The following is a 19,507-nucleotide window of genomic DNA, read 5'->3' on the forward strand; positions in this document are numbered from 1 at the left end:
AGTTTTCAACGGTTCCGCGTTTTGTTGTGGAAAATCAGGTGTTATTTTTCTTCCGGTTCATCGTCCAGCTTTTTCCGATTCTTCTGCACCAGATGTGCACAGAATTGGAGCAGCGCAAAGCAGAGCAGACCTGTCGAAACACCAGTAAACGCAGCGCCCATCCAATAGCCATAGGTCAGGCCATGAAGCACCGTAACCGCCACAGCCGCCAGCAGAGAACAAACCGCATTGGCACCCATACTGGAAGAAAGATGGCGGTCCCACAGGCCATTCCGGACGCACTCTGCAACGGTGTAAACACATCCGGCCATAAAAACGACCCCTTCTCCGGTCGCTTTCTCTGCATTGCCCGTCAGCTGCTGAATCACCATTGCGGCCAGCAGACCGCCCCACATCAGCCAGAAGCCACGCCTCTCAATTTGGGACATGGTCTGCTCCTGCATCTCATCCAGAACATTTTTCTTGCTGTACAGTGAAAATTTCATTTCTCATTCCTCCCAGAACAGTTCATCCAGTGTTTTTCCCAGAATTTTGCAGATGCTGCGGCAGAGATTGATGGTGGGGTTGTACTCGCCCTTTTCGATCGCGTTGATGGTCTGGCGCGAGACCCCAGCCGCTTCTGCCAATGCCCCCTGCGTCATATCTTTTTCCGCGCGGGCAGCTTTCAGTTTCAGATTCTTCGGCATCCTGTCACCTCGTCTCTTTCCTGTGAGGGTAAGCTCATTCCCTCTGGATACAGAATAGCACTCACCAGACATTATGTCAAGTATAATTTACTTTTTGTCTTGTATTTTATATTTCAAAAATAGAAAAAGCCCCGTGTCCGGCATATCGCACCGGCACGGGGCTTTGCAATGATTTCAGAAAAACGTTCCCGGCCCGAAGAGGTCACGCTTCCTTTGTTCTCTTTTTATACTGCTCGATGAATCCCAAAGAAGGGCTCTACTGTGGAGACAGATACTCCATTCATTTTCGCCTGCTTTATTCCATAATTTTTCCGCGCCACTGCTTCCACAAATGCACGGTCTTTTTCAGAGGCATTGTAGTAATCCACACCGAACCGCTTACAGGTTGTAAGCAGTTCATCCAACCACGACATGGTTTCATCAGACATTGGAGAAAAAACAATGTCGATATCCTTATCATATGGTTTCATTTGCTTTCCCCCTATTCTTCAAAAAGATACGATGAAAATATATCCTTGGCTGCCTGATCTGCAATCATAAATGTTCTCGGCCCGCCAGGATGTAAGGATGCAACCGGATGCGCTCCAAAATCCCGGAGATAGTGCTGTTCCAGTTCGTCCGTTTTTGCCTCAAAAATAACCACGGCAGATTTACAATCGTTTTTTCATCAGCTTCAGGTTCGTTGCTTCCGCCATCCCGAAGCCGCCGTAAAAGTGCATGTGGTGCGCATCATCCGGACAGACCAGTTCAATCATCTGTGCACCACGTTCCCGCACACGCTGTTCCACTTCTTGGAGAAGTAATCTGCCATACCCCTTGTTCTGATACTCCCCGAAAATCAGGATCTCATCGAGGAAATAGAACGTGAAATCGTCATAGCTTTCCAAAAAACCGATGACAAGCCCTGTTGAAATATCGTTGTCATCTTCTTGCATCAGGCAGAGGGAATCCTCCATCGTTACCATCTGACGGATTCGCTTATATGCCTTTTCATAAGTCCAGCACCCGCCAGAATGTTGGTTGTAGTGGTTCATATAAAGCGTTGCTGCTTTTTCAACATTTTCCTCTGTAATAGGGGTATAATTCATTGATTCAGCTCCTTCTTCTTATAAAATAAAAATCCCCATGCCCACACGATTGAGATGCGGGCATGGGGCCATGAAATATCAGGTTTTATTCTCCCACGATGAGCCGGACGGCACCATAGATGCCAGCATCATTGCCGAGGGTAGCGGCAACGATGGGGGTCTCGCGGCAGGAGCTGAAGGCATAGGTCTTGAAATGCTCCCGCAGGGGGTTGAAGAGGACATCTCCGGCACGGGCGACACCGCCGCCCACCATAAACATCTCGGGGTCGGTGGTGGAGGCAATAGAGGCCAACGCCATGCCCAGGATGTCGGTCATCTCGTCCACCTCACGGGCGGCCAGTGCATCACCTGCACGGGCGGCATCAAAGACATCCTTGGCGGCAAAGTCGGTGCCGCGCAGGGTGCAGGGGGTGTCCGGGTTCTCGTCCAGCAGCTTCTTCATACAGCGGACCACGCCGGTGGCACTGGAATACTGCTCCAGACAGCCGTGCTTGCCGCAGCCGCAGACCGCCGTCTCGTGGGGGTTGACGGTGATGTGGCCGATCTCGCCGCCTGCACCGTGGGCACCTTCGATGATCCTGCCGTTGACGATGACACCGCCGCCGACACCGGTGCCCAGCGTGACCATCACAGCGCTGCGGCAGCCCTTGGCACAGCCCATCCAGATCTCGCCCAGCGCAGCCACGTCGGCATCGTTGCCCACCAGCACCTTGATGCCGTCCAGCAGGCCGGACAGCTGGATGGAGACGTTCCGCTCACCCCAGCCGCCGAGGTTGGCGCAGACAATGGGCACAATGCGGCTGTCCAGCACAGGGCCGGGCACACCGACACCCACGCCCTCCACCTGCTCGGCAGTAATGCCGTTTTCCTGCATCTTGTCCTTCACGACCTTGGCCAGGTTCCCGAGGATGTGTTCACCTGCATTGGAGGTGTCGGTGGGCACCTCCCACTTTTCCAGCAGAGCGCCCGCCGTGGTGAACAGGCCCACCTTGGCCGTGGTGCCGCCCAGGTCGATGCCGAATGCGTACTCTTTCATATTCATTTACCCCTTCTTTGCGGCGGTCAGGCCGCCGGTTTTCTCATCGTTATCATTATAACATATCCATTTGCAAAAGACAGAGGCTGAAACAGGATTTATGCAAAAAGCCGAAAATCCGTTTCGATTTTTGGCAAAGCAAAAGGCCCTCCCGCAGTGGGAGGGCCGGAAAGCCTTGGGAGAACTTACTCCTCGTCAGAGGATTCCTCTTCGTCATCCTCATCCTCGTCGTCATCATCCGTCTTGGGCTTATAGAAAATGCCGCTGAGGAAGATGCTGATAAAGTACAGCAGGCACATGGGAACTGCCACGAAGCACTGCGACACGATATCGGGCGGGGTGATGATGGCTGCGACCAGGAAGATCAGGACAATGGCAACGCCGCGGCCCTTCTTCATGATCTCGGGGTTTGCAATGCCCATCTTGGCCAGAATGATGGTGACCAGAGGCATTTCAAACACACAGCCGAAGATGATGAACATAGTCAGGCAGAGGTTGATGTAGCTCTCGATGCTGATGGATGCCGTGATGTAATCGGTACCCTCCAGCGTAACGAGGAAGTTCAGCATGAACGGCAGGGTGACCTTGTAGGCGAACAGCACACCCACGCAGAACAGCGCCAGACCGAACAGCAGCACCAGCCGGAAGAAGAAGCTCTCGCTCCGTTTCAGGCCGGGTTTTGCAAAGGCGTAGACCTGATACAGCGCCACCGGAATGGTCACGATCACCGCAGCGATCAGGGACACCCGGAAATACTGCATCAGCTTTTCCTGCGGGGCCAGGAACACGAAGGTGTAGTTCGCATTCATTGCCATGGCCGTCAGCAGGTCGATCAGCTTATCCGAAATTGCCAGGAAGCCGATCACGCCCACTACAAACACCGCCGCGCAGATGATCAGCCGGTTCCGCAGCTCTTTCAGATGTCCGGTCAGCGTCATGCTGCCGTCGTCCGACATGACTTCGGCTTTCTTTTTGCGCTTCACGTTGGTAGCCACAAATTACTCCTCGTCCTTCTTCTCAGCCTTTTCCTCGGTCTTGGTCTCGGCAGGCTTGGCATCGCCGTTCTCATCCACGTCTTCCATGCCTTCCTTAAAGTTCTTCATGGTCTTGCCGAACATCTTGCCCAGCTTCGGCAGGTTCTTGGGTCCAAAGATGACCAGAACGATGATCAGAACAATGATAAGCTCCTGAGGTCCGATTCTCATAATAATAATCTCCTTTTTACTCTTGCCGCGCCGCTCTGGCGGGCTGGATTCCAGTTTTTATCCTACAACCGCGGGCGCGGGTGTATCCATGTACTTAGACCTTTGCCTCTTCGGCAGGGGCAGCCTCCTCAGCGGGAGCAGCCTCGGCAGGGGCTTCGTTTGCAGCGGGGGCCTCCTCAGGCTTTTCCTCTGCAGCAGGCTCTTCTGCCTTTTCCTCTGCCTTCACAGGCTCAGCGGCAGGCTCCTCCGCCTTGACGGGCTCTTCGGGCAGCTCCTCCACGGTATCCTCCAGCTCGGCCACTTCCTCGACCTCTTCGGCCTTCTTGGCTTCTTCCTTGCTGGTCTTACCGATGTTGGTAAAGCTCTTGGTGACATCCTTCATGCTGTCGTCGATGTCCTTCTTGATGTCGGTCAGGGGAGCAACGGCTTCCTTGATGGGGGCCTGGATCTCGTTCAGGGGCTCCACCACATTCTTCTGGATCTCCTCGGAAGCGGCACCGGTGTACTTCTTCAGCTCCCGCAGCATCTTGCCGAGCTTGCGGGCGTACTCGGGCAGCTTATCGGGACCGATGACCACGAAGGCCACGATGGCCACCAGGATCAGCTCTGTAAAACCAATTTTCATAGCGTTCCAATTCCTTTCCTCTCACACAACAGGCATCCTTTGCGGCCTGCCGTGCTGTTACTGCACAGGGGATGCGGCGCGGTGTGCGCCTTTGTTGCCCTATGTATACCGGAAGTATGTGAACTTCAAATGAACTTATTTTGAACAGTATATGAACAAGAGCAATTTCGTGTTCATTTATATAACAGTTCATATACTCCGCCAAAGATATTACGTCTTGGAATCACTCGACCGGATTGGTCAGCGTACCAATACCATCGATCTCGCACCGCACCACGTCTCCGGGCTTGAGGAACTGCGGCGGGTCCATGCCCATGCCCACACCCGCCGGGGTGCCGGTGGCAATGATGGTGCCCGCTTTCAGGGTCATGCCCTGCGAAAGCTCGGCAATGACATGGTCGATGTCAAAGATCTGCAGGGCGGTATTGGAATCCTGCCGCTTCTCGCCGTTGACAAAGCTGCGGATGCCCAGCCTGGGCGGGTAGTCGGCAAAGGCATCTGCCGTGACGATGCAGGGCCCGATGGGGGTAAAACCGTCCAGACTCTTGCCAAAGTACCACTGTTTGTGCGCCGTCTGCACATCCCGGGCTGAGACATCGTTCAGGATGGTGTAGCCGAAGATATAGTCCCGGGTCTGACCGGCGGGCACATCCCTGGCATCCCTGCCCAGCACCACAGCCAGCTCACACTCGTAATCCAGCTTTTTCACCAGATCGGTGTGGGCCTCGATGGGGCCGCCGTCCGGCACGGCGCGGGTCACGCGCTTGGAAAAGTAGATGGCATCCTCGTGCTTGGTGGCAAAGGCAGCGGCAGAATATTTCTCCGCCTCATCGGAGTGGGCCATATAATTGATGCCCAGGCAGATGACATCCTGTGCCGGGGCCGGGATGGGGCTTTCCAGCGTGACGGCCTCCACAGGCAGAGCGGGAATGCCCGCAATGGCCAGCGACAGCCCATACCGCACCTGCGGGGTCAGAAACGGGATGGCCTCGCTCAGGGTCTCATAGCTCAGGCCCAGCCAGCTCAGCGGCCAGACCTGCCGCCCATCCTCCGATAAAATCGCCGGGTCTTCCACGCCGTCCGGCAAGCGGCAGGTAATAAAGCGCATACCGCATCCCCTTTCTCAGTGCCGATACGCAATGGCGTTCCGGATACGCTCCGCCTCGGCCTGACCAGCCAGCTGGCGCACCAGTTCCAGTGCAAAGGGGATAGCACCGCCCAGCCCATAGCTGGTGGTGATGTTGCCATCCACCACGACCTCTTCATCGTGGACGATGGCACCGGCCAGTTGATCCTGGAAGCCAGCGTGGGCGGTGGCGTTCCTGCCCTCCAGCAGGCCCAGAGAGGCCAGGATGCTGGGGGCGGCACAGATGGCGGCCACCTTCCGGCCCGCCTTTGCAAAGGCGGCACAGGTCTCGGTGACCGTCTTGTTGGCGGCAAGGTTGGGTGTGCCCGGGATCCCGCCGGGCAGAACGACCATGTCCACATCGGAATAATCCACTTCCTCGGCCAGCGCATCGGCGGTCAGGTGGATCTTATGGCTGCTCACCAGCTCCCTGCGGCCCATGGCAGAGGCCACGATGACCTCCACCTTGGCGCGGCGCAGCAGGTCAACCACCAGCAGAGCTTCGCACTCCTCGGTGCCATCGGCAAAAAATACAACTGCCTTACTCATCTTTACAGACTCCCTTCTAAAAAAGCGCGCCGCAGGGCGGGTGCTCCCCTGCCCCGCGGCGCGCGGTCCGTGTTATTCTTCGGCGGGCTGTTCCGCCTTTTCTTCCAGCAGGCGGCGCAGCACGCTGTCATCCTTGCTGATGACCCGGCTCACCCGGCTGATGATGGCGCTGGACGCACCAATGTTGCCCATGATGCTGGTATAGCTCTGCTTGTTGACCAGCTTTTCCGCGATGTTATACCGCTGCTCCATTGCACTGAGCTCGGCGTAGCTGCAAACATCCTGCAAAAAGCGGTAGCACTCCTCAGGCGTTTTCAATTCCAGCAATGCAGAATACAGGCCGGACTCTCCGGTGGGATGATCTTTTGCCATGGCTTGTTCCTCCCCTATCGTTCAGGTTGGGTCTGGCCCGCGCGGGGCACTTCAATACACTACTTTATTGTAGTGCAAACGCGGCAAAAAATCAACGGGAAATTTACAGCATTTTTTCCAGCGTGGTCAGCTGCATGGGAATGCCCGCAGCTTCTGCCTCGGCGGGGCCCAGCACGCGGTAGCCCTTGGTCTTGAAGAACTGCAGCACCGGCAGGCACTTGGTGTGCACCTCGCAGTACAGGCGGCCCCGGCCCTCACCCCGGGCCAGGCGCTCACAGGTGGCCAGGATATCCCGGCCCAATGCCTTGCCCCGGTACTCGGGCTTGAGGTAGAGGTGGAGCAGGTGCAGGGCCGTGTTCTCCATCTTCCAGGCAAAGTAGCCGATGGTCTTGCCGCCCAGCACCACGAGGAAATAGTTCACATCGTTGTCGATATCTGCCTCAATGGCATCGGCGCTCTGCAGCGTTTCCACCAGCGTGTCCAGCTGCTTTGCGGGGTAATAGCGCTTGTAGACCTCGTGCCAGATCTCACTGGCAAGGTCAGCGTTGGCGTGAATGTATTTGGCCTTTGCGACCAGCTTGTAATCGGGTTTCATAGTGCTCCTTATGCGTATACGATATAATCCGGCTTGCGGGGGGCGGCGGGGCGGGGTTCCTCTGCCGGGTAGCCCAGAATGCAGTGGCCCACACCGATATAGTCCCCTTCAATGCCCCACTTCTTCAGCAGGGCCTTGCCCTCTTCGGTCTCGAACTCTTCCTTTGCGCGGTTGATCCAGCAGCTGCCCAGCCCGATGGCGGCAGCAGCGTTCATCAGGTTGCCCATCACAAGGCTGCCGTCCTGCACTCCACAGCGGGCGTTGGCATCCGCCAGCACCACCAGAATGGTGGGGGCACCGTACATGGGGTCGCCCGTGTTGCCCATCACGGCAGCATTCATCCGGGTGAGCTGGGCGCGGGTCTCGGCATCCTGCACCACCACGATCTTTGCACTCTGGCGGTTCATAGCGCTGGGGGCAAAGGTGCCTGCGCGCAGAACGGCTTCCAGCTCCTCTTTCGTGATCTGCTCCGGCTTGTAGGCGCGGCAGCTGCGGCGGGTCTCAAGGGTATGTAAGGTTTCATTGGTCATAGCAATTTCCCTCCCTAAAAGTTCTGGTGTTATTGTACCATACAACGCCGTAAAGTGCAAAACAAAAAGGCGGCTGCGCCTTCCTTTTTGAAAGCGCAGCCGCCTGATTGCTCTTCGTTGGTTTGGAACGAGATGTTTTACAGCGCGGTCTTGATGTTGTGATGCGTGGAGCTGTAACGAACAACTGCTTCCATCAGGGCAACGGGCCACAGAATGACCTTACCCAGAATCTCGGCCGGCTTGACATCCACCGTATCCATGCTGTTGATGCCGAACAGAACCAGACAAGCAATGCCGCAACCCAGAATGTAATAGTACATAAGTCAAACCTCCTATATTTTTCTCACAGGCTTACGCCTGAAGCTCAAGTGTCGGCGGGGCGTTTTCCGCTCTCCGCATTCTTACTATACCGCAGTTTTGATATAAAGTCAATATCCAAAAACGTGAAACAAATTAAAGTTTCTTTTGAAAGCCGTTTTGTTCATGTAAATAAAGCAGTAAAGTTCACTTTGCTTTATAAATGTGAAGTCAGTGTCCTGAATTGGCCGTGAGCCGGAAACAAATTGTTCATATTCTGCCCTGAAAGAGGCCGAAAACGGTCGTTTTGTACTTGTAAGAAAAACAGGAAATGGTGCACAAAGCTCCATCTGCAATTTTGTGCAGAGCGCCCTGCAATAACAGCTGTTTTTCATACGTTTACAGGTTAAGGAAAGACGTGTCGGAATTTTTTGTTTTTTGAAGTGAGGACACCGCCATGAAGAAAATTTTTCGCAAAAAAATTTTTGCTTTTTTCCTCTCGGCCCTGCTGGTGCTGGCCCTTTCCCTGCCCGTTTTTGCGGACATGGGCCCCAAGCCCTCGGTCACGCTCAAGCTCTATTACACACCGGGCCAACGCTATGCTGTCACCCTGCTGGGCAATACGGCCCTCAACGGCCCCTGGACCGCCCCGGCAGACTACCGGGAGCGGATGGGTTCCCGCGAGGCCTGGGAGGCCTTCCGGAACTACCCCGCCCCGGAGGGCTACTACTTTCTGGGCTATTTTCAGGAATACCCCGGCGATGCCGATGCAGAGTTCGTCTGGGGCTACTACCCGCCCAACAAGTTCTATGTTCTGCTCTATAATATAGAGACTGGTACATTCTACCGCAGTGAGGAGCCGGTGGAGCGCTATGCCTTTTCCAGCGAGTGGCAGGTGCTTCTCGATTCCCAAGACGGCCTGCGGATCTACCACAACCGCAACGATTCCGACATCCTTTCCTCCTTTGCCGCCCGGGTGCTCATTACCCTGATTTTAGAGCTGACGTGGGGCATCCTGCTTTTCGGGCTGCGCGGCCCTGCCCAGCGCACTCTCATCGGCAAGGTCAACCTTGCCACGCAGATCATCCTGAACCTCGGGCTGTGCTACGGCACGCTCTATCTCGGGCCGATGTGGGGCAATTTTCTTTATTTTGCACTGGAGGTGCTGGTGTTCTCCGTGGAAGCCTTTGTCTACAACCGGTATCTGCCCTGGCCGGAGGGCAAAAAGCCTCACCCCATCTTCTATGCGCTGACCGCCAATCTCCTTTCCTTCAGCATCGGGCTGGAATTGAACACCCACTGCACCAACACGCAGATCCGGCTGATCGGGCTTGCCTGTCTGGTGCTGTGGTACGCCGGGCCGTGGTTCTGTCGAAAGCTGCGGAAAGTGCAAAATGCACAATAAAAAGAAAAATATTCGTCAAGAATCAATCTTGTTGCGCACCGGGAAATCCGCTATAATAGAAGCGTCAAACCAGATTTTACCGGAAAGGAGACACGGACGTATGGCAAAAGCATCTCAGGTCGTTTTACTGGAAAATGAGTTTTACCTCATCAAGGCACCCAATGGGAAGGTGTTGGAGATCAAGAACTTCAACACGGAGAACGGCGCGGCCATCCGTCTGTGGGACTACGCCGGGCATCCGTGGCAGCAGTGGCAGTTCGTGGATGCCGGCGAGGGACGCTGGCGGATCAGGAACCGCTTTACGGGCAAGTTCATCGATCTGGCCCTGGGCGGCGTAGTCGAGGGCACCTGGCTGCACCAGTGGGGCCGCACCAGCGGGCTGAGCCAGTGCTGGGAGCTGGAGTCCACCCGGAATGGCCGCACCCGCATCCGCAACGTGCTGGCCGACAAATACATCGATCTTGTGGGCATGAACACCTCCAACGGTGCACAGGCCCAGATCTGGAATTACGTCTCGGGCGGCAATCAGGAATGGAACCTGGTGCGCGTTGACCCCGACACCGCGCAGACCAACGCCCGTGCCGAGGAGAAGCGGGACCCGGAGCCCACGCCCTCCCAGCGCAAGCACCAGAATGATCTGGTGCGGAAGCTGAACAACGCCGGAAAAGGCCGGGCCGCACGGAAATAAGAAACGATAAAAGCGTCCCACAGGGGGCTCCCTGTGGGACGCTTTTTGTAATGCTGACAGAAACGGAGAATTGCTGATGGATTCCAAATTTCCCATGCGCAACACCACCCTGTGCTATCTGGAACAGGATGATGCCTACCTGATGCTCCACCGCGTGACCAAGAAGAACGACCTGAACCACGACAAATGGATCGGCGTGGGCGGCAAGTTTGAGCCGTTTGAAAGCCCGGAGGACTGCCTGCTGCGGGAAGTACAGGAGGAGACCGGCCTCACCCTGACCTCCTACCGCTGCCGGGGCGTAGTGACCTTTCTTCTGGGCGAGCTGACCGAATACATGTTCCTTTACACCGCCGATGCCTGGACGGGCACACTGGTAAAGGATGCCGCCCGGAACGAGGGCATTCTGGAATGGGTGCCCAAAGAGCAGGTGGAGCAGCTGCCCATCTGGGAGGGCGACAAGATTTTCTTCCGCCTGCTCGAGGAGGACAGACCCTTTTTCTCGCTCAAACTCCGATATGAAGATGATACGCTGGCTGAAGCCGTGTTGGACGGGAAACCTTTATAACTCCCTCAGTCACGGCTTTGCCGTGCCAGCTCCCTCGGAGAGGGAGCCTTTTAGCCTCCCTCATTGAAGGAGGTGGCATCGCGTAAGCGATGACGGAGGGAGTTTAGTTCAGCTTCAGATCGCCCTCTTTGATCCAGCCCAGCTTGCGCTCGATCTCGCAGAAGAGAACGCTCAGGACAGCGGGCAGAACAAAGCAGATCAGGGCCATGGCAGCCCAGTCCATGGGGGTGATGGCGGCCTTGGTGCCGGCGGCGATATCGTTCACCCAGCCGGTGTACACGCCGATCTGGCCCACCAGACCGCAGGTGCCCATGCCGGAGGAGACCGCCGCGCCGTTCATCTCAAAGTGGAACAGGCAGGTCGCCAGCGGGCCGGTGATGGCCGAGGCCAGCGTGGGGGCGATCCAGATGCGGGGGTTCTTGATGATATTGCCCATCTGGAGCATACTGGTGCCCAGGCCCTGGCTGACCAGACCGCCCACACCGTTCTCCTTATAGCTCATCACGGCAAAGCCGACCATCTGGGCGCAGCAGCCTGCCACAGCAGCGCCGCCCGCCAGACCGGTCAGGCCCAGAGCCGCGCAGATGGCGGCAGAGGAGATGGGCAGGGTCAGCGCCACACCCACGATGACAGACACCAGAATGCCCATGACCAGCGGGGCCTGCTCAGTGGCCCACATGATCAGGGTGCCCACCTGACTGGCGGCAGCACCGATGGGAGCCGCGATGAGCATGGAAAGGCCCACGCCCACAAAAATGGTCACCAGCGGGGTGACAAGGATATCGATCTTGGTCTCCTTGCTCACGGCCTTGCCCATCTCAGCAGCCACAATGGCAATGATCAGGACAGCCAGCGGGCCGCCTGCGCCGCCCAGCGCATTGGCCGAGTAGCCCACAGTGATCAGGCTGAACAGCACCAGCGGGGGGCAGTGCAGTGCCCAGCCGATGGCGCAGGCCATGGCCGGACCGCTCATGGCCGAGGCATAGCCGCCCAGATCGACCAGCACCTCCAGCCCGGTCTGCTGGCCCAGCGTTTTGATGATGGTGCCGATCAGCAGGCTGGCGAACAGCCCCTGTGCCATGGCACCCAGAGCCTCGATGAGATAGCGCTGCGGAGTGATAACGATATCCTTCCGCTTCAAAAAGTCCTTTACACTTGACATAGACTCTTCCTAACCTTTCTCTCCCGGCCCATTGCGCGGGAGCTTTCCGTGTCAAGTATCATACCATACACCTGTCAAGACAGCAAGAGGAGGCCGCGTTTTTCGTCCAAAGCGACAAATTTCACAGCTTTGGATGCAATGATTCTGCTTTCCTGCTCGTTTTTACTGTGGAGCGTGTTTTTCTTTCCGCTTTTTCTGCCTGACGCGATGCCGGAGCACAGCGAACTGATTGACGGCGACCCGGGTTTGGGTGTATACTGGGAGAGTAAAAATAGCTTTATCCGCAATTATGCGAGACTATATTGGCGGGCCGGTGCAGTTCGTGTATCCTGCCCGGTCCAGCTTGGAGGCAGAGCAAGCGGCATGAAACCAACATCTTTCAAAAAATCAAGCAAGAACGGCACCGGCCGCAGCATCGGCCAGGCTGTTGCGTGCCTTGTGATGGCGGCAGCCATCACCATTGGCGGTGCGGGCACCACCTTCCTGCTGGCATCCCAGCCTGCGGGCCTGACGGTCGAACCCGCCGCCCTGCAGACTGAGGGCAGGGTCACCCTGCCCAGATTCGATCATAAGAGTGACCGGAGCGAGGCAAAGGCCGAGAGCACCCAGCCAGAGGAGAGTGCTTCTTCTCAGGAGCAGGCCGCAGCCAGCACCCCTGCCGCACCCGTGACCAAGGCGGAGAACACCGCCGCCCCGGCAGAGAGCGCCGCCCCCGCTGCGGAGCCCGCTGTGCAGCCGGAGGCTGTCCCCTCCGACCCCATGGCCGGGGATGCTTCGGAGATCGAGAGCGAAAACTCCTTCCCCCACTTCCTGACAGAGACCGAGGCACTGGCTGCCGAAGACCCGATGGCCGCTCCTGAAGAGGCCGCCATCCTGCCCGAAACGGAGGAGACCGCCCCCGTAGCCGAGGAAGCGCCTGCCGCTTCCGAGAACGGCGAGGATGTGCTGGCCGAAGCCCAGATCAAGGATATCAACGGCACTGTTCTGCTGACCCCTGAGGAGATCCGGGAGGCACTGGACAACGGCACGCTGGACGAAGAGAGCATCGACCCCACCTGCCTGACCGGTGAAAACGGCCTGCTGCAGTGGCTGTGGGAGTTCTTCTTCGGCAAGGATGAGGAAGAAACGCCCCAGTATTCCGGTTGGCGCACCGAAAACGGCAAGACCTATTATTACGACCAGAACACCCACCAGACCGTCACCGGCATCCAGAGCATCGACAACAAGCTCTATTATTTTGATGCCTCCGGCGTTCAGCAGCCCGCCACCTTCGGCATCGATGTTTCCAAGTACCAGAGCAGCATCGATTGGGACAAGGTGAAAACGGCAGGTGTGGAGTTTGCCATCATCCGTATCGGCTACCGCGGCTACGGCTCCGGCGCGCTGGTGCAGGACCCCAAGTTTGAGGAGCACTTCACCAACGCCCGCAACGCCGGGCTGCGGGTGGGCATCTACTGCTTCAGTCAGGCCGTCAACGAGAACGAGGCCCGCGAGGAAGCACAGGCCTGCGTCTATGTGCTGAATGGCCGCCAGCTCGATTACCCCATCTACTTTGATACCGAGGCTTCCGGTGCAGGCAATGGCCGTGCCGATGGTCTGGGCGTGGAAGACCGCACCAAGTGTGCTGTGGCTTTCTGCGAAGAGGTCAAGGCACTGGGCTACAAGCCCGGCGTGTACGCCTCCACCACCTGGTTCCGCAAGCGGCTGGATATGAGCCAGCTGTCCAACTACTACATCTGGAACGCCCACTACAACGTGGCCTCCAGCCCCATTGCCTGCAATATGTGGCAGGGCACCTGCACCGCCCGCATCCCTGGCTACGGCGGCCAGATCGATGTGAACATCAGCTATATGGGCTGATCTGATGGCAAACAAAAAGAGCGAAGATTCAGTTGAATCTTCGCTCTTTTTTGATGCATCTTATGTTTTTAAGCAAACATATCCTTCAGCTTCTTGAAGAAGCCCTTGCGCTTTTCATAGTTTTCCTCTTTCAGGGTGCCCTCAAACTTCTTCAGGGCATCGCGCTGGGCCTTGTTCAGCTTCTTGGGGATCTCCACCTCGCACTTGACGTACATATCGCCCCGGCCGCGGCCGTTCAGATACTGGATGCCCTTGCCGCGCAGGCGGAAGGTGGTGCCGCTCTGGGTGCCTTCGGGCACGGTGTACTCCACCTTGCCGTCAATGGAAGGCACGGTGATGCTGTCGCCCAGAACCGCCTGGCTGTAGGTGATGGGCACCGTGACCCAGACATCATAGCCGTCGCGCTGGAACACCTCGCTGGGCCGGACCGTGACCATCACGATCACATCACCGGCAGGGCCGCCGTTGGCACCGGCATCGCCCATACCGCGCAGTGCAAAGCTCTGATCGTCATCGATGCCCATGGGGATGGACACCTCCAGCGTTTTCCTGGCGGCAGTTTTTCCGCTGCCGTGGCAGACCTTGCAGGGGTTCTTGACCAGCTTGCCCTTGCCGCCGCAGCGGGAGCAGGGCTGCTGGGTCTGCATCACGCCAAAGGGAGTGCGCTGCTGCCGGATGACATAGCCGCGGCCGCCGCAGTCCGGGCAGGTCTCGGGGCTGCTGCCGGCGGCGCAGCCGCTGCCATGGCACTCCGTGCACTCCTGCTGGCGGGTGATGGTGATGTTCTTCTTGCAGCCATGCACGGCCTCATCAAAGCTCAGGGTGATCCGCACACGGATATCCTGACCCTTGCGGGGGGCGTTGGGGTTTGCCTGACGGGCAGAGCCGCCAAAGCCGCCGAAACCGCCGCCAAAGATATCACCGAAGATATCGCCCAGATCGACCCCATCGCCGCCAAAGCCGCTGAAGCCGCCCGCGCCGCCGCCGTTCTGGGCTGCATAGCTGGGGTCCACACCGGCAAAGCCGTACTGATCGTACAGCTGGCGCTTCTTCGGGTCCGAAAGCACCTCGTTGGCTTCATTGACTTCCTTGAACTTTTCCTCGGCATCCTTATCGCCGGGGTTGTAGTCCGGGTGGTACTTCATGGCCAGCTTGCGGTAAGCCTTTTTGATCTCCGCATCGGTGGCCGTTTTGGATACTCCCAGCACTTCGTAGTAATCGCGCTTTTCCTGTGCCATAACCATACCTCTATAAAACCAGCAAAGGCCGCCCCGGCAAAACCGGAGCGGCTTTTGCTTTTATCCGGCACGCCTGCCCGCCGGTTTGGCCGGGCATCTGCCGTTTGTGTCAGAACTTAGACTTCCTTGAAGTCAGCGTCCACAACGCCGTCATCGTTGGGCTTCTGCTGGTTGTTTGCGCCAGCATCGGGGCCGGGCTGTGCGCCTGCAGCCTGCTGGGCAGCAGCGGCAGCCTGATACATCTTCTCAAAGACATGGCTCAGCTCATCCTGCTTTGCCTTGATCTCATCGATGGAACCGGACTGAACAGCGGTCTTGAGGTCGGCCAGCTTTGCCTCAGCTTCGCTCTTCACGTCAGCGGGCATCTTGTCGCCGTTCTCCTTCAGCATCTTCTCAGTCTGGAACACCATCTGATCAGCACCGTTGCGGATATCGACCTCTTCACGCTTCTTCTTATCATCGGCAGCAAACTGCTCAGCTTCCTTCACAGCCTTGTCGATATCTTCCTTGGACATATTGGTGGAAGCGGTGATGGTGATGTTCTGCTCCTTGCCGGTGCCCAGATCCTTCGCGCTGACCTTCACGATGCCGTTTGCATCGATATCGAAGGTAACTTCGATCTGAGGCACACCACGGGGAGCCGGAGCAATGCCATCCAGGTGGAACACACCCAGGCTCTTGTTGTCGCGGGCAAACTCACGCTCGCCCTGCAGAACGTTGATCTCAACAGAGGGCTGGTTATCAGCGGCAGTGGAGAACACCTGGCTCTTGTGGGTGGGGATGGTGGTGTTGCGGTCGATGATCTTGGTGCACACGCCGCCCAGGGTCTCAATGCCCAGGCTCAGCGGGGTGACATCCAGCAGCAGCAGGCCCTTGACATCGCCCTGCAGAACGCCGCCCTGGATGGCAGCGCCCACAGCCACGCACTCATCGGGGTTGATGCCCTTGAAGGGCTCGCAGTTCAGTTCCTTCTTGACTGCATCGTAGACAGCGGGGATACGGGTGGAACCACCGACCATCAGGACCTTCTTCAGGTCAGAGGGACGCAGGCCTGCATCCTGCAGAGCCTTGCGGACAGGGGTCATGGTGCGGTCAACCAGATCAGCGGTCAGCTCATTGAACTTTGCGCGGGTCAGGGTCATATCCAGATGCTTGGGGCCGGTAGCGTCAGCAGTGATGAAGGGCAGGTTGATCTGGCTGCTCATTGCGCTGGACAGCTCGATCTTTGCCTTCTCAGCAGCTTCCTTCAAGCGCTGTGCAGCCATCTTATCCTTGCGCAGGTCGATGCCGTTCTCATTCTGGAACGCATCTGCCATCCAGTCGATGATGCGCTGGTCGAAGTCATCGCCGCCCAGGTGGGTATCACCGTTGGTGGCCAGAACCTCGGTCACGCCGTCGCCCATCTCGATGATGGAGACATCGAAGGTGCCGCCGCCCAGGTCGTAGACCATGATCTTCTGGTCCTCTTCCTTATCGATGCCGTATGCCAGAGATGCGGCAGTGGGCTCGTTGATGATACGCTTGACGTTCAGGCCGGCAATGGTGCCTGCGTCCTTGGTTGCCTGACGCTGGCTGTCGTTGAAGTATGCAGGAACGGTGATGACTGCATCGGTGACAGTCTCGCCCAGATAAGCCTCAGCATCTGCCTTCAGCTTCTGCAGGATCATAGCGCTGACCTGCTGGGGAGTGTACTCCTTGCCGTTCAGGGTCACCTTGTGGTCGGTGCCCATATAACGCTTGATGGAAGCCACCGTGTTCTCAGGGTTGGTGATGGCCTGGCGCTTTGCGACCTGACCCACCAGACGGTCGCCGGTCTTGGTGAAGCCGACAACAGACGGGGTGGTACGTGCACCCTCAGAGTTAGCGATAACAACGGGCTCGCCGCCCTCCATAACAGCCACGCAGCTGTTGGTAGTACCAAGGTCGATACCAATGATCTTACTCATAATGAAAGCTCCTCTCAAATTCAGAACGTTTTTTGTTTATGTGATGCTCAAATGTTACCAAGCGGATGTTATATTTGAAAACCCTTGCGGGGTCTTGCAAAATCACTCTGCCACAACAACGGTGGCATGGCGGACAATCTTATCGCCCAGCTTGTAGCCCTTCTGGTAAACCGTGATCACGGTGCCGCTCTCCTGCCCATCGGGGGCGGGGATCTGCTGCACGGCATTCATAAAGTTGGGGTCAAAGGGCTTGCCCAGCGCCTCGATCTCCTCCACATGGAGGGCGTTCAGCGCCTTGGCGGCTTTGTCCAGCGTCATGGTCACGCCCTTCTTGTAATTCTCGTCGGTGGTGGGGGCGTTGGCCGCCATATCCAGCGTATCCAGAATGGGGATGATCTGGTTCACGGCAAAGGACACACCGTCGTTGAACTTCTGGTCAGCCTCACGGGTGGAGCGCTTGCGGTAATTCTCATACTCGGCGGCCATCCGCAGCAGCTGATCCTTGGCCTGATTGGCATTCTTCTCAGCCGCGTCCAGCTTTGCCTTCACGGCCTCCAGCTCCCGGGCCTTCTTGTTGAAGAAGCCATCCTTTTTCTTGGGGTCTGCCGCTTCAGCGTTCGTCTCGGGAGCCGCTGCCTGCTCAGGTGCAGTTTCCGGGGCGGCCTGCTCGGCGGTGTTGGGCTCCACGGCAGGTTCTTCTGCCTGCGGGGTCTTTTTTGTTTCTTCGCTCATTCCAGGTCCTCCTTATAGATCACAGTCCGCCGGGGTGCGGCTGCCTGCGGGGTATCTTTTCGTTTGCCGCTCATTCCTTCGCCAAGCTGATCGGCAAAGGTGTGGAGCAGCGGCATCAGCTTCTGGAAGGGCATCCGGGTGGGGCCGATGAGGGCCACGGAGCCCCAGAGGCCTCCGCCCACCAGATACCGGTCACTCACGATGCACAGGCCGGGGATCTGAGGTTCCAGATCCTCGCCCAGCAGGATGCTCTCGCTCTGCTCTGCCGGGGGTGCAATGAGGGCGGCGGCCTGCTCTTCGTCGTTCAGCAGGCTCAGGATGCTGCCCACCTTGCCGTCCAGCTGGGGCCAGTCCAGCAGGTACTGCTCACCACCCAGATACACATGGGGCTGGGTGGAATCCTGCAGGATGGCGGCGGCAGCGCTGATCACCGGCACCAGCTCCGGGCTGATCTGGCTGCACAGCTCTGCAAGGAGCCGGGGCGACAGATCAACAGGAGCCACAAAGGTCAGATTCCGGTTGAGCAGGGCGGCAAGCGCCGCTGCATTTTCCCGGGAAAGACCGGTGCGGACCCGCGCCACACGGGTGCGGACATAACCGGCAGTGGTCACAGCCAGCACCGCTGCGGCGCTGCGGCCCACCTGCACCACCTCGTAGTGGGCGATGCAGAGATCCTCAGCACAGGGGGTGCTGACGGCGGCGGTGCAGCCGCTGATGGCGGCCAGCGCCTTGGCGGCACCCTGTGCCAGCTTTTCCGGCTCGTGGTCAAGGCTTGCGAACACCGCGTCCACACGGGCGCGGGTCACACGGTCCAGCGGCTGGTCATCGTTGAGAAGATGATCCAGATAATAACGGTAGCCCTTGGCACTGGGGACACGGCCTGCGCTGGTGTGGGGCTGCTCCAGCAGACCCAGCTTGGTCAGCGCGGCCATCTCGTTGCGCAGCGTGGCACTGGAAACTGCCATATCAAAGTAGTTTGCCAGCACACTGCTGCCCACGGGCTCGCCCTCGAGGCCATACAGCGCAACGATTGCCTGCAAGACACGCTGTTTGCGTGCATCCATCGTCATAGCGCCTGCCTCCTTCGTTCGCTTTTCGTTCTTTAGCACTCCTTCTTCCTGAGTGCTAAGACCATTATATCCAATTTTGCGGCGCTGTCAATAGCTTCTCAGAAAAGTTTTGAAAGATTCATAATTCTGTCATAAAGGCCCCACAAAAAAGAGCCGCCCTGCGGCGGCTCTCCTATATAATAGATCATTCCTCCATCTGCTTTGCCAGAAATGCCGCCGCCACGTTCACCGCCTTGAGCTGGGCGGCATCGGGCTGGGCAGTGCGGTCCTCCGTAAGCAGGCCCACACTGCCTGTGACATCCCCCGCCGCAATGATGGGCACGGCGCACAGCAGCGCCCGGGGTGAGCCCTCACAGGGCAGCAATGCCTTTTCGGGGCTGCCATCGCTCTGGTAGGGCTTGCGGCTGTCCATCAGCTTTTCCAGCGGCTGGCTCACGCTGCGGTCTGCCAGATCCCGCCTGCCCGCACCGGATGCCGCCAGAATGCGGTCCCGGTCTGAGACAAAGGCCGTCAGGGCAAAGCACTTGCTCAGCACATCCACATACTGGGCCGTCACCCCGCTCAGTTCCCCCATGGGCGAATACTTTTTGAAGATGACCTCGCCGTCCCCTGTTGTGAAGATCTCCAGCGGGTCTCCCCTGCGGATGCGCTGGGTGCGGCGGATCTCCTTGGGGATGACCACCCGCCCCAGCTCATCGATGCGGCGCACGATGCCGGTTGCTTTCATAAGGT

Annotated in this window: 24 protein-coding genes; 4 read left to right on the forward strand and 20 right to left on the reverse strand. The window is 57.9% G+C overall.

Annotated elements, in window-relative coordinates:
* Positions 1 to 41: 41 nt before the first annotated feature.
* From GXM22_RS13880 to GXM22_RS13945, 14 genes are all read right to left on the reverse strand, one after another.
* Positions 42 to 485 (reverse strand): DUF6773 family protein, encoded by a 444-nt coding sequence (locus tag GXM22_RS13880; RefSeq protein WP_005934627.1) that lies wholly within the window; start codon positions 483 to 485, stop codon positions 42 to 44.
* A 3-nt stretch (positions 486 to 488) separates the two neighbouring features.
* Positions 489 to 686, reverse strand: a complete 198-nt coding sequence (locus GXM22_RS13885; protein ID WP_005934630.1) for a helix-turn-helix transcriptional regulator — start codon at positions 684 to 686, stop codon at positions 489 to 491.
* Between the two features lie 224 nt (positions 687 to 910).
* On the reverse strand, positions 911 to 1,156 hold the full coding sequence (locus GXM22_RS13890; protein ID WP_005934633.1) for a hypothetical protein: 246 nt from the start codon (positions 1,154 to 1,156) through the stop codon (positions 911 to 913).
* Between the two features lie 180 nt (positions 1,157 to 1,336).
* On the reverse strand, positions 1,337 to 1,774 hold the full coding sequence (locus tag GXM22_RS13895; RefSeq protein ID WP_005934637.1) for a GNAT family N-acetyltransferase: 438 nt from the start codon (positions 1,772 to 1,774) through the stop codon (positions 1,337 to 1,339).
* Between the two features lie 85 nt (positions 1,775 to 1,859).
* Positions 1,860 to 2,810 (reverse strand): ROK family glucokinase, encoded by a 951-nt coding sequence (locus GXM22_RS13900; protein WP_035394699.1) that lies wholly within the window; start codon positions 2,808 to 2,810, stop codon positions 1,860 to 1,862.
* A gap of 185 nt (positions 2,811 to 2,995) precedes the next feature.
* Positions 2,996 to 3,805 carry a twin-arginine translocase subunit TatC gene (tatC, locus tag GXM22_RS13905; protein WP_005934641.1) on the reverse strand — a complete coding sequence of 270 codons (810 nt, stop codon included), beginning with the start codon at positions 3,803 to 3,805 and terminating at the stop codon, positions 2,996 to 2,998.
* A 3-nt stretch (positions 3,806 to 3,808) separates the two neighbouring features.
* Positions 3,809 to 4,015, reverse strand: coding sequence for a twin-arginine translocase TatA/TatE family subunit (tatA, locus tag GXM22_RS13910; RefSeq protein ID WP_005934643.1), 207 nt, complete (start codon positions 4,013 to 4,015; stop codon positions 3,809 to 3,811).
* A 94-nt stretch (positions 4,016 to 4,109) separates the two neighbouring features.
* Positions 4,110 to 4,640, reverse strand: a complete 531-nt coding sequence (locus tag GXM22_RS13915) for a Sec-independent protein translocase subunit TatA/TatB (RefSeq protein WP_005934646.1) — start codon at positions 4,638 to 4,640, stop codon at positions 4,110 to 4,112.
* Positions 4,641 to 4,863: 223 nt separating this feature from the next.
* Positions 4,864 to 5,748, reverse strand: coding sequence for a fumarylacetoacetate hydrolase family protein (locus GXM22_RS13920; protein WP_005934648.1), 885 nt, complete (start codon positions 5,746 to 5,748; stop codon positions 4,864 to 4,866).
* 15 nt (positions 5,749 to 5,763) lie between these two features.
* Positions 5,764 to 6,315, reverse strand: coding sequence for a DJ-1 family glyoxalase III (locus tag GXM22_RS13925; protein WP_005934650.1), 552 nt, complete (start codon positions 6,313 to 6,315; stop codon positions 5,764 to 5,766).
* Positions 6,316 to 6,387: 72 nt separating this feature from the next.
* Entirely contained in the window at positions 6,388 to 6,687 is a 300-nt protein-coding gene (locus tag GXM22_RS13930; RefSeq protein ID WP_005934651.1) for a YerC/YecD family TrpR-related protein, read from the reverse strand.
* A gap of 103 nt (positions 6,688 to 6,790) precedes the next feature.
* Positions 6,791 to 7,282 carry a GNAT family N-acetyltransferase gene (locus tag GXM22_RS13935; protein WP_005934652.1) on the reverse strand — a complete coding sequence of 164 codons (492 nt, stop codon included), beginning with the start codon at positions 7,280 to 7,282 and terminating at the stop codon, positions 6,791 to 6,793.
* Positions 7,283 to 7,290: 8 nt separating this feature from the next.
* On the reverse strand, positions 7,291 to 7,812 hold the full coding sequence (locus GXM22_RS13940) for a nitroreductase family protein (protein WP_005934653.1): 522 nt from the start codon (positions 7,810 to 7,812) through the stop codon (positions 7,291 to 7,293).
* A gap of 137 nt (positions 7,813 to 7,949) precedes the next feature.
* Positions 7,950 to 8,132 carry a hypothetical protein gene (locus GXM22_RS13945; RefSeq protein ID WP_005934654.1) on the reverse strand — a complete coding sequence of 61 codons (183 nt, stop codon included), beginning with the start codon at positions 8,130 to 8,132 and terminating at the stop codon, positions 7,950 to 7,952.
* 434 nt (positions 8,133 to 8,566) lie between these two features.
* Between GXM22_RS13945 and GXM22_RS13950 the strand changes: the two genes are divergently transcribed.
* From GXM22_RS13950 to GXM22_RS13960, 3 genes are all read left to right on the forward strand, one after another.
* Positions 8,567 to 9,514: a hypothetical protein gene (locus GXM22_RS13950; RefSeq protein ID WP_005934658.1), complete on the forward strand. Its 948-nt coding sequence runs from the start codon at positions 8,567 to 8,569 to the stop codon at positions 9,512 to 9,514.
* A gap of 100 nt (positions 9,515 to 9,614) precedes the next feature.
* On the forward strand, positions 9,615 to 10,202 hold the full coding sequence (locus tag GXM22_RS13955; RefSeq protein WP_035394617.1) for an RICIN domain-containing protein: 588 nt from the start codon (positions 9,615 to 9,617) through the stop codon (positions 10,200 to 10,202).
* A gap of 76 nt (positions 10,203 to 10,278) precedes the next feature.
* Complete coding sequence (locus GXM22_RS13960; RefSeq protein ID WP_005934661.1) at positions 10,279 to 10,767, forward strand: NUDIX hydrolase; 489 nt, start codon at positions 10,279 to 10,281, stop codon at positions 10,765 to 10,767.
* 103 nt (positions 10,768 to 10,870) lie between these two features.
* Here the strand turns inward: GXM22_RS13960 and GXM22_RS13965 are convergent, their stop codons facing one another.
* Complete coding sequence (locus GXM22_RS13965) at positions 10,871 to 11,929, reverse strand: PTS sugar transporter subunit IIC (RefSeq protein ID WP_005934662.1); 1,059 nt, start codon at positions 11,927 to 11,929, stop codon at positions 10,871 to 10,873.
* A gap of 363 nt (positions 11,930 to 12,292) precedes the next feature.
* Here GXM22_RS13965 and GXM22_RS13970 point away from each other — a divergent pair, with 363 nt between their 5' ends.
* Positions 12,293 to 13,789, forward strand: coding sequence for a glycoside hydrolase family 25 protein (locus GXM22_RS13970; RefSeq protein WP_035394619.1), 1,497 nt, complete (start codon positions 12,293 to 12,295; stop codon positions 13,787 to 13,789).
* A 68-nt stretch (positions 13,790 to 13,857) separates the two neighbouring features.
* On the opposite strand, the gene dnaJ is transcribed toward GXM22_RS13970, so the two are convergent.
* The 5 genes from dnaJ to GXM22_RS13995 all read right to left on the reverse strand — a co-directional run bounded on the left by dnaJ (position 13,858) and on the right by GXM22_RS13995 (position 19,502).
* The gene (dnaJ, locus tag GXM22_RS13975; protein WP_035394621.1) at positions 13,858 to 15,027 is read right to left on the reverse strand and encodes a molecular chaperone DnaJ; all 1,170 of its coding nucleotides are present in this window, start codon (positions 15,025 to 15,027) and stop codon (positions 13,858 to 13,860) included.
* A 116-nt stretch (positions 15,028 to 15,143) separates the two neighbouring features.
* Positions 15,144 to 16,973, reverse strand: coding sequence for a molecular chaperone DnaK (dnaK, locus tag GXM22_RS13980; protein ID WP_005934665.1), 1,830 nt, complete (start codon positions 16,971 to 16,973; stop codon positions 15,144 to 15,146).
* A 102-nt stretch (positions 16,974 to 17,075) separates the two neighbouring features.
* The gene (locus GXM22_RS13985) at positions 17,076 to 17,705 is read right to left on the reverse strand and encodes a nucleotide exchange factor GrpE (protein WP_097773188.1); all 630 of its coding nucleotides are present in this window, start codon (positions 17,703 to 17,705) and stop codon (positions 17,076 to 17,078) included.
* Positions 17,702 to 18,775: a heat-inducible transcriptional repressor HrcA gene (gene hrcA / locus GXM22_RS13990; RefSeq protein WP_035394624.1), complete on the reverse strand. Its 1,074-nt coding sequence runs from the start codon at positions 18,773 to 18,775 to the stop codon at positions 17,702 to 17,704. Before hrcA ends, GXM22_RS13985 begins: the two co-directional genes overlap by 4 nt.
* 184 nt (positions 18,776 to 18,959) lie before the next feature.
* Entirely contained in the window at positions 18,960 to 19,502 is a 543-nt protein-coding gene (locus GXM22_RS13995) for a stage V sporulation T C-terminal domain-containing protein (protein WP_005934668.1), read from the reverse strand.
* Positions 19,503 to 19,507: the final 5 nt, after the last annotated feature.

It is taken from the genome of Faecalibacterium duncaniae (genome assembly GCF_010509575.1).
Taxonomy (GTDB): Bacteria; Bacillota; Clostridia; order Oscillospirales; family Ruminococcaceae; genus Faecalibacterium; species Faecalibacterium duncaniae.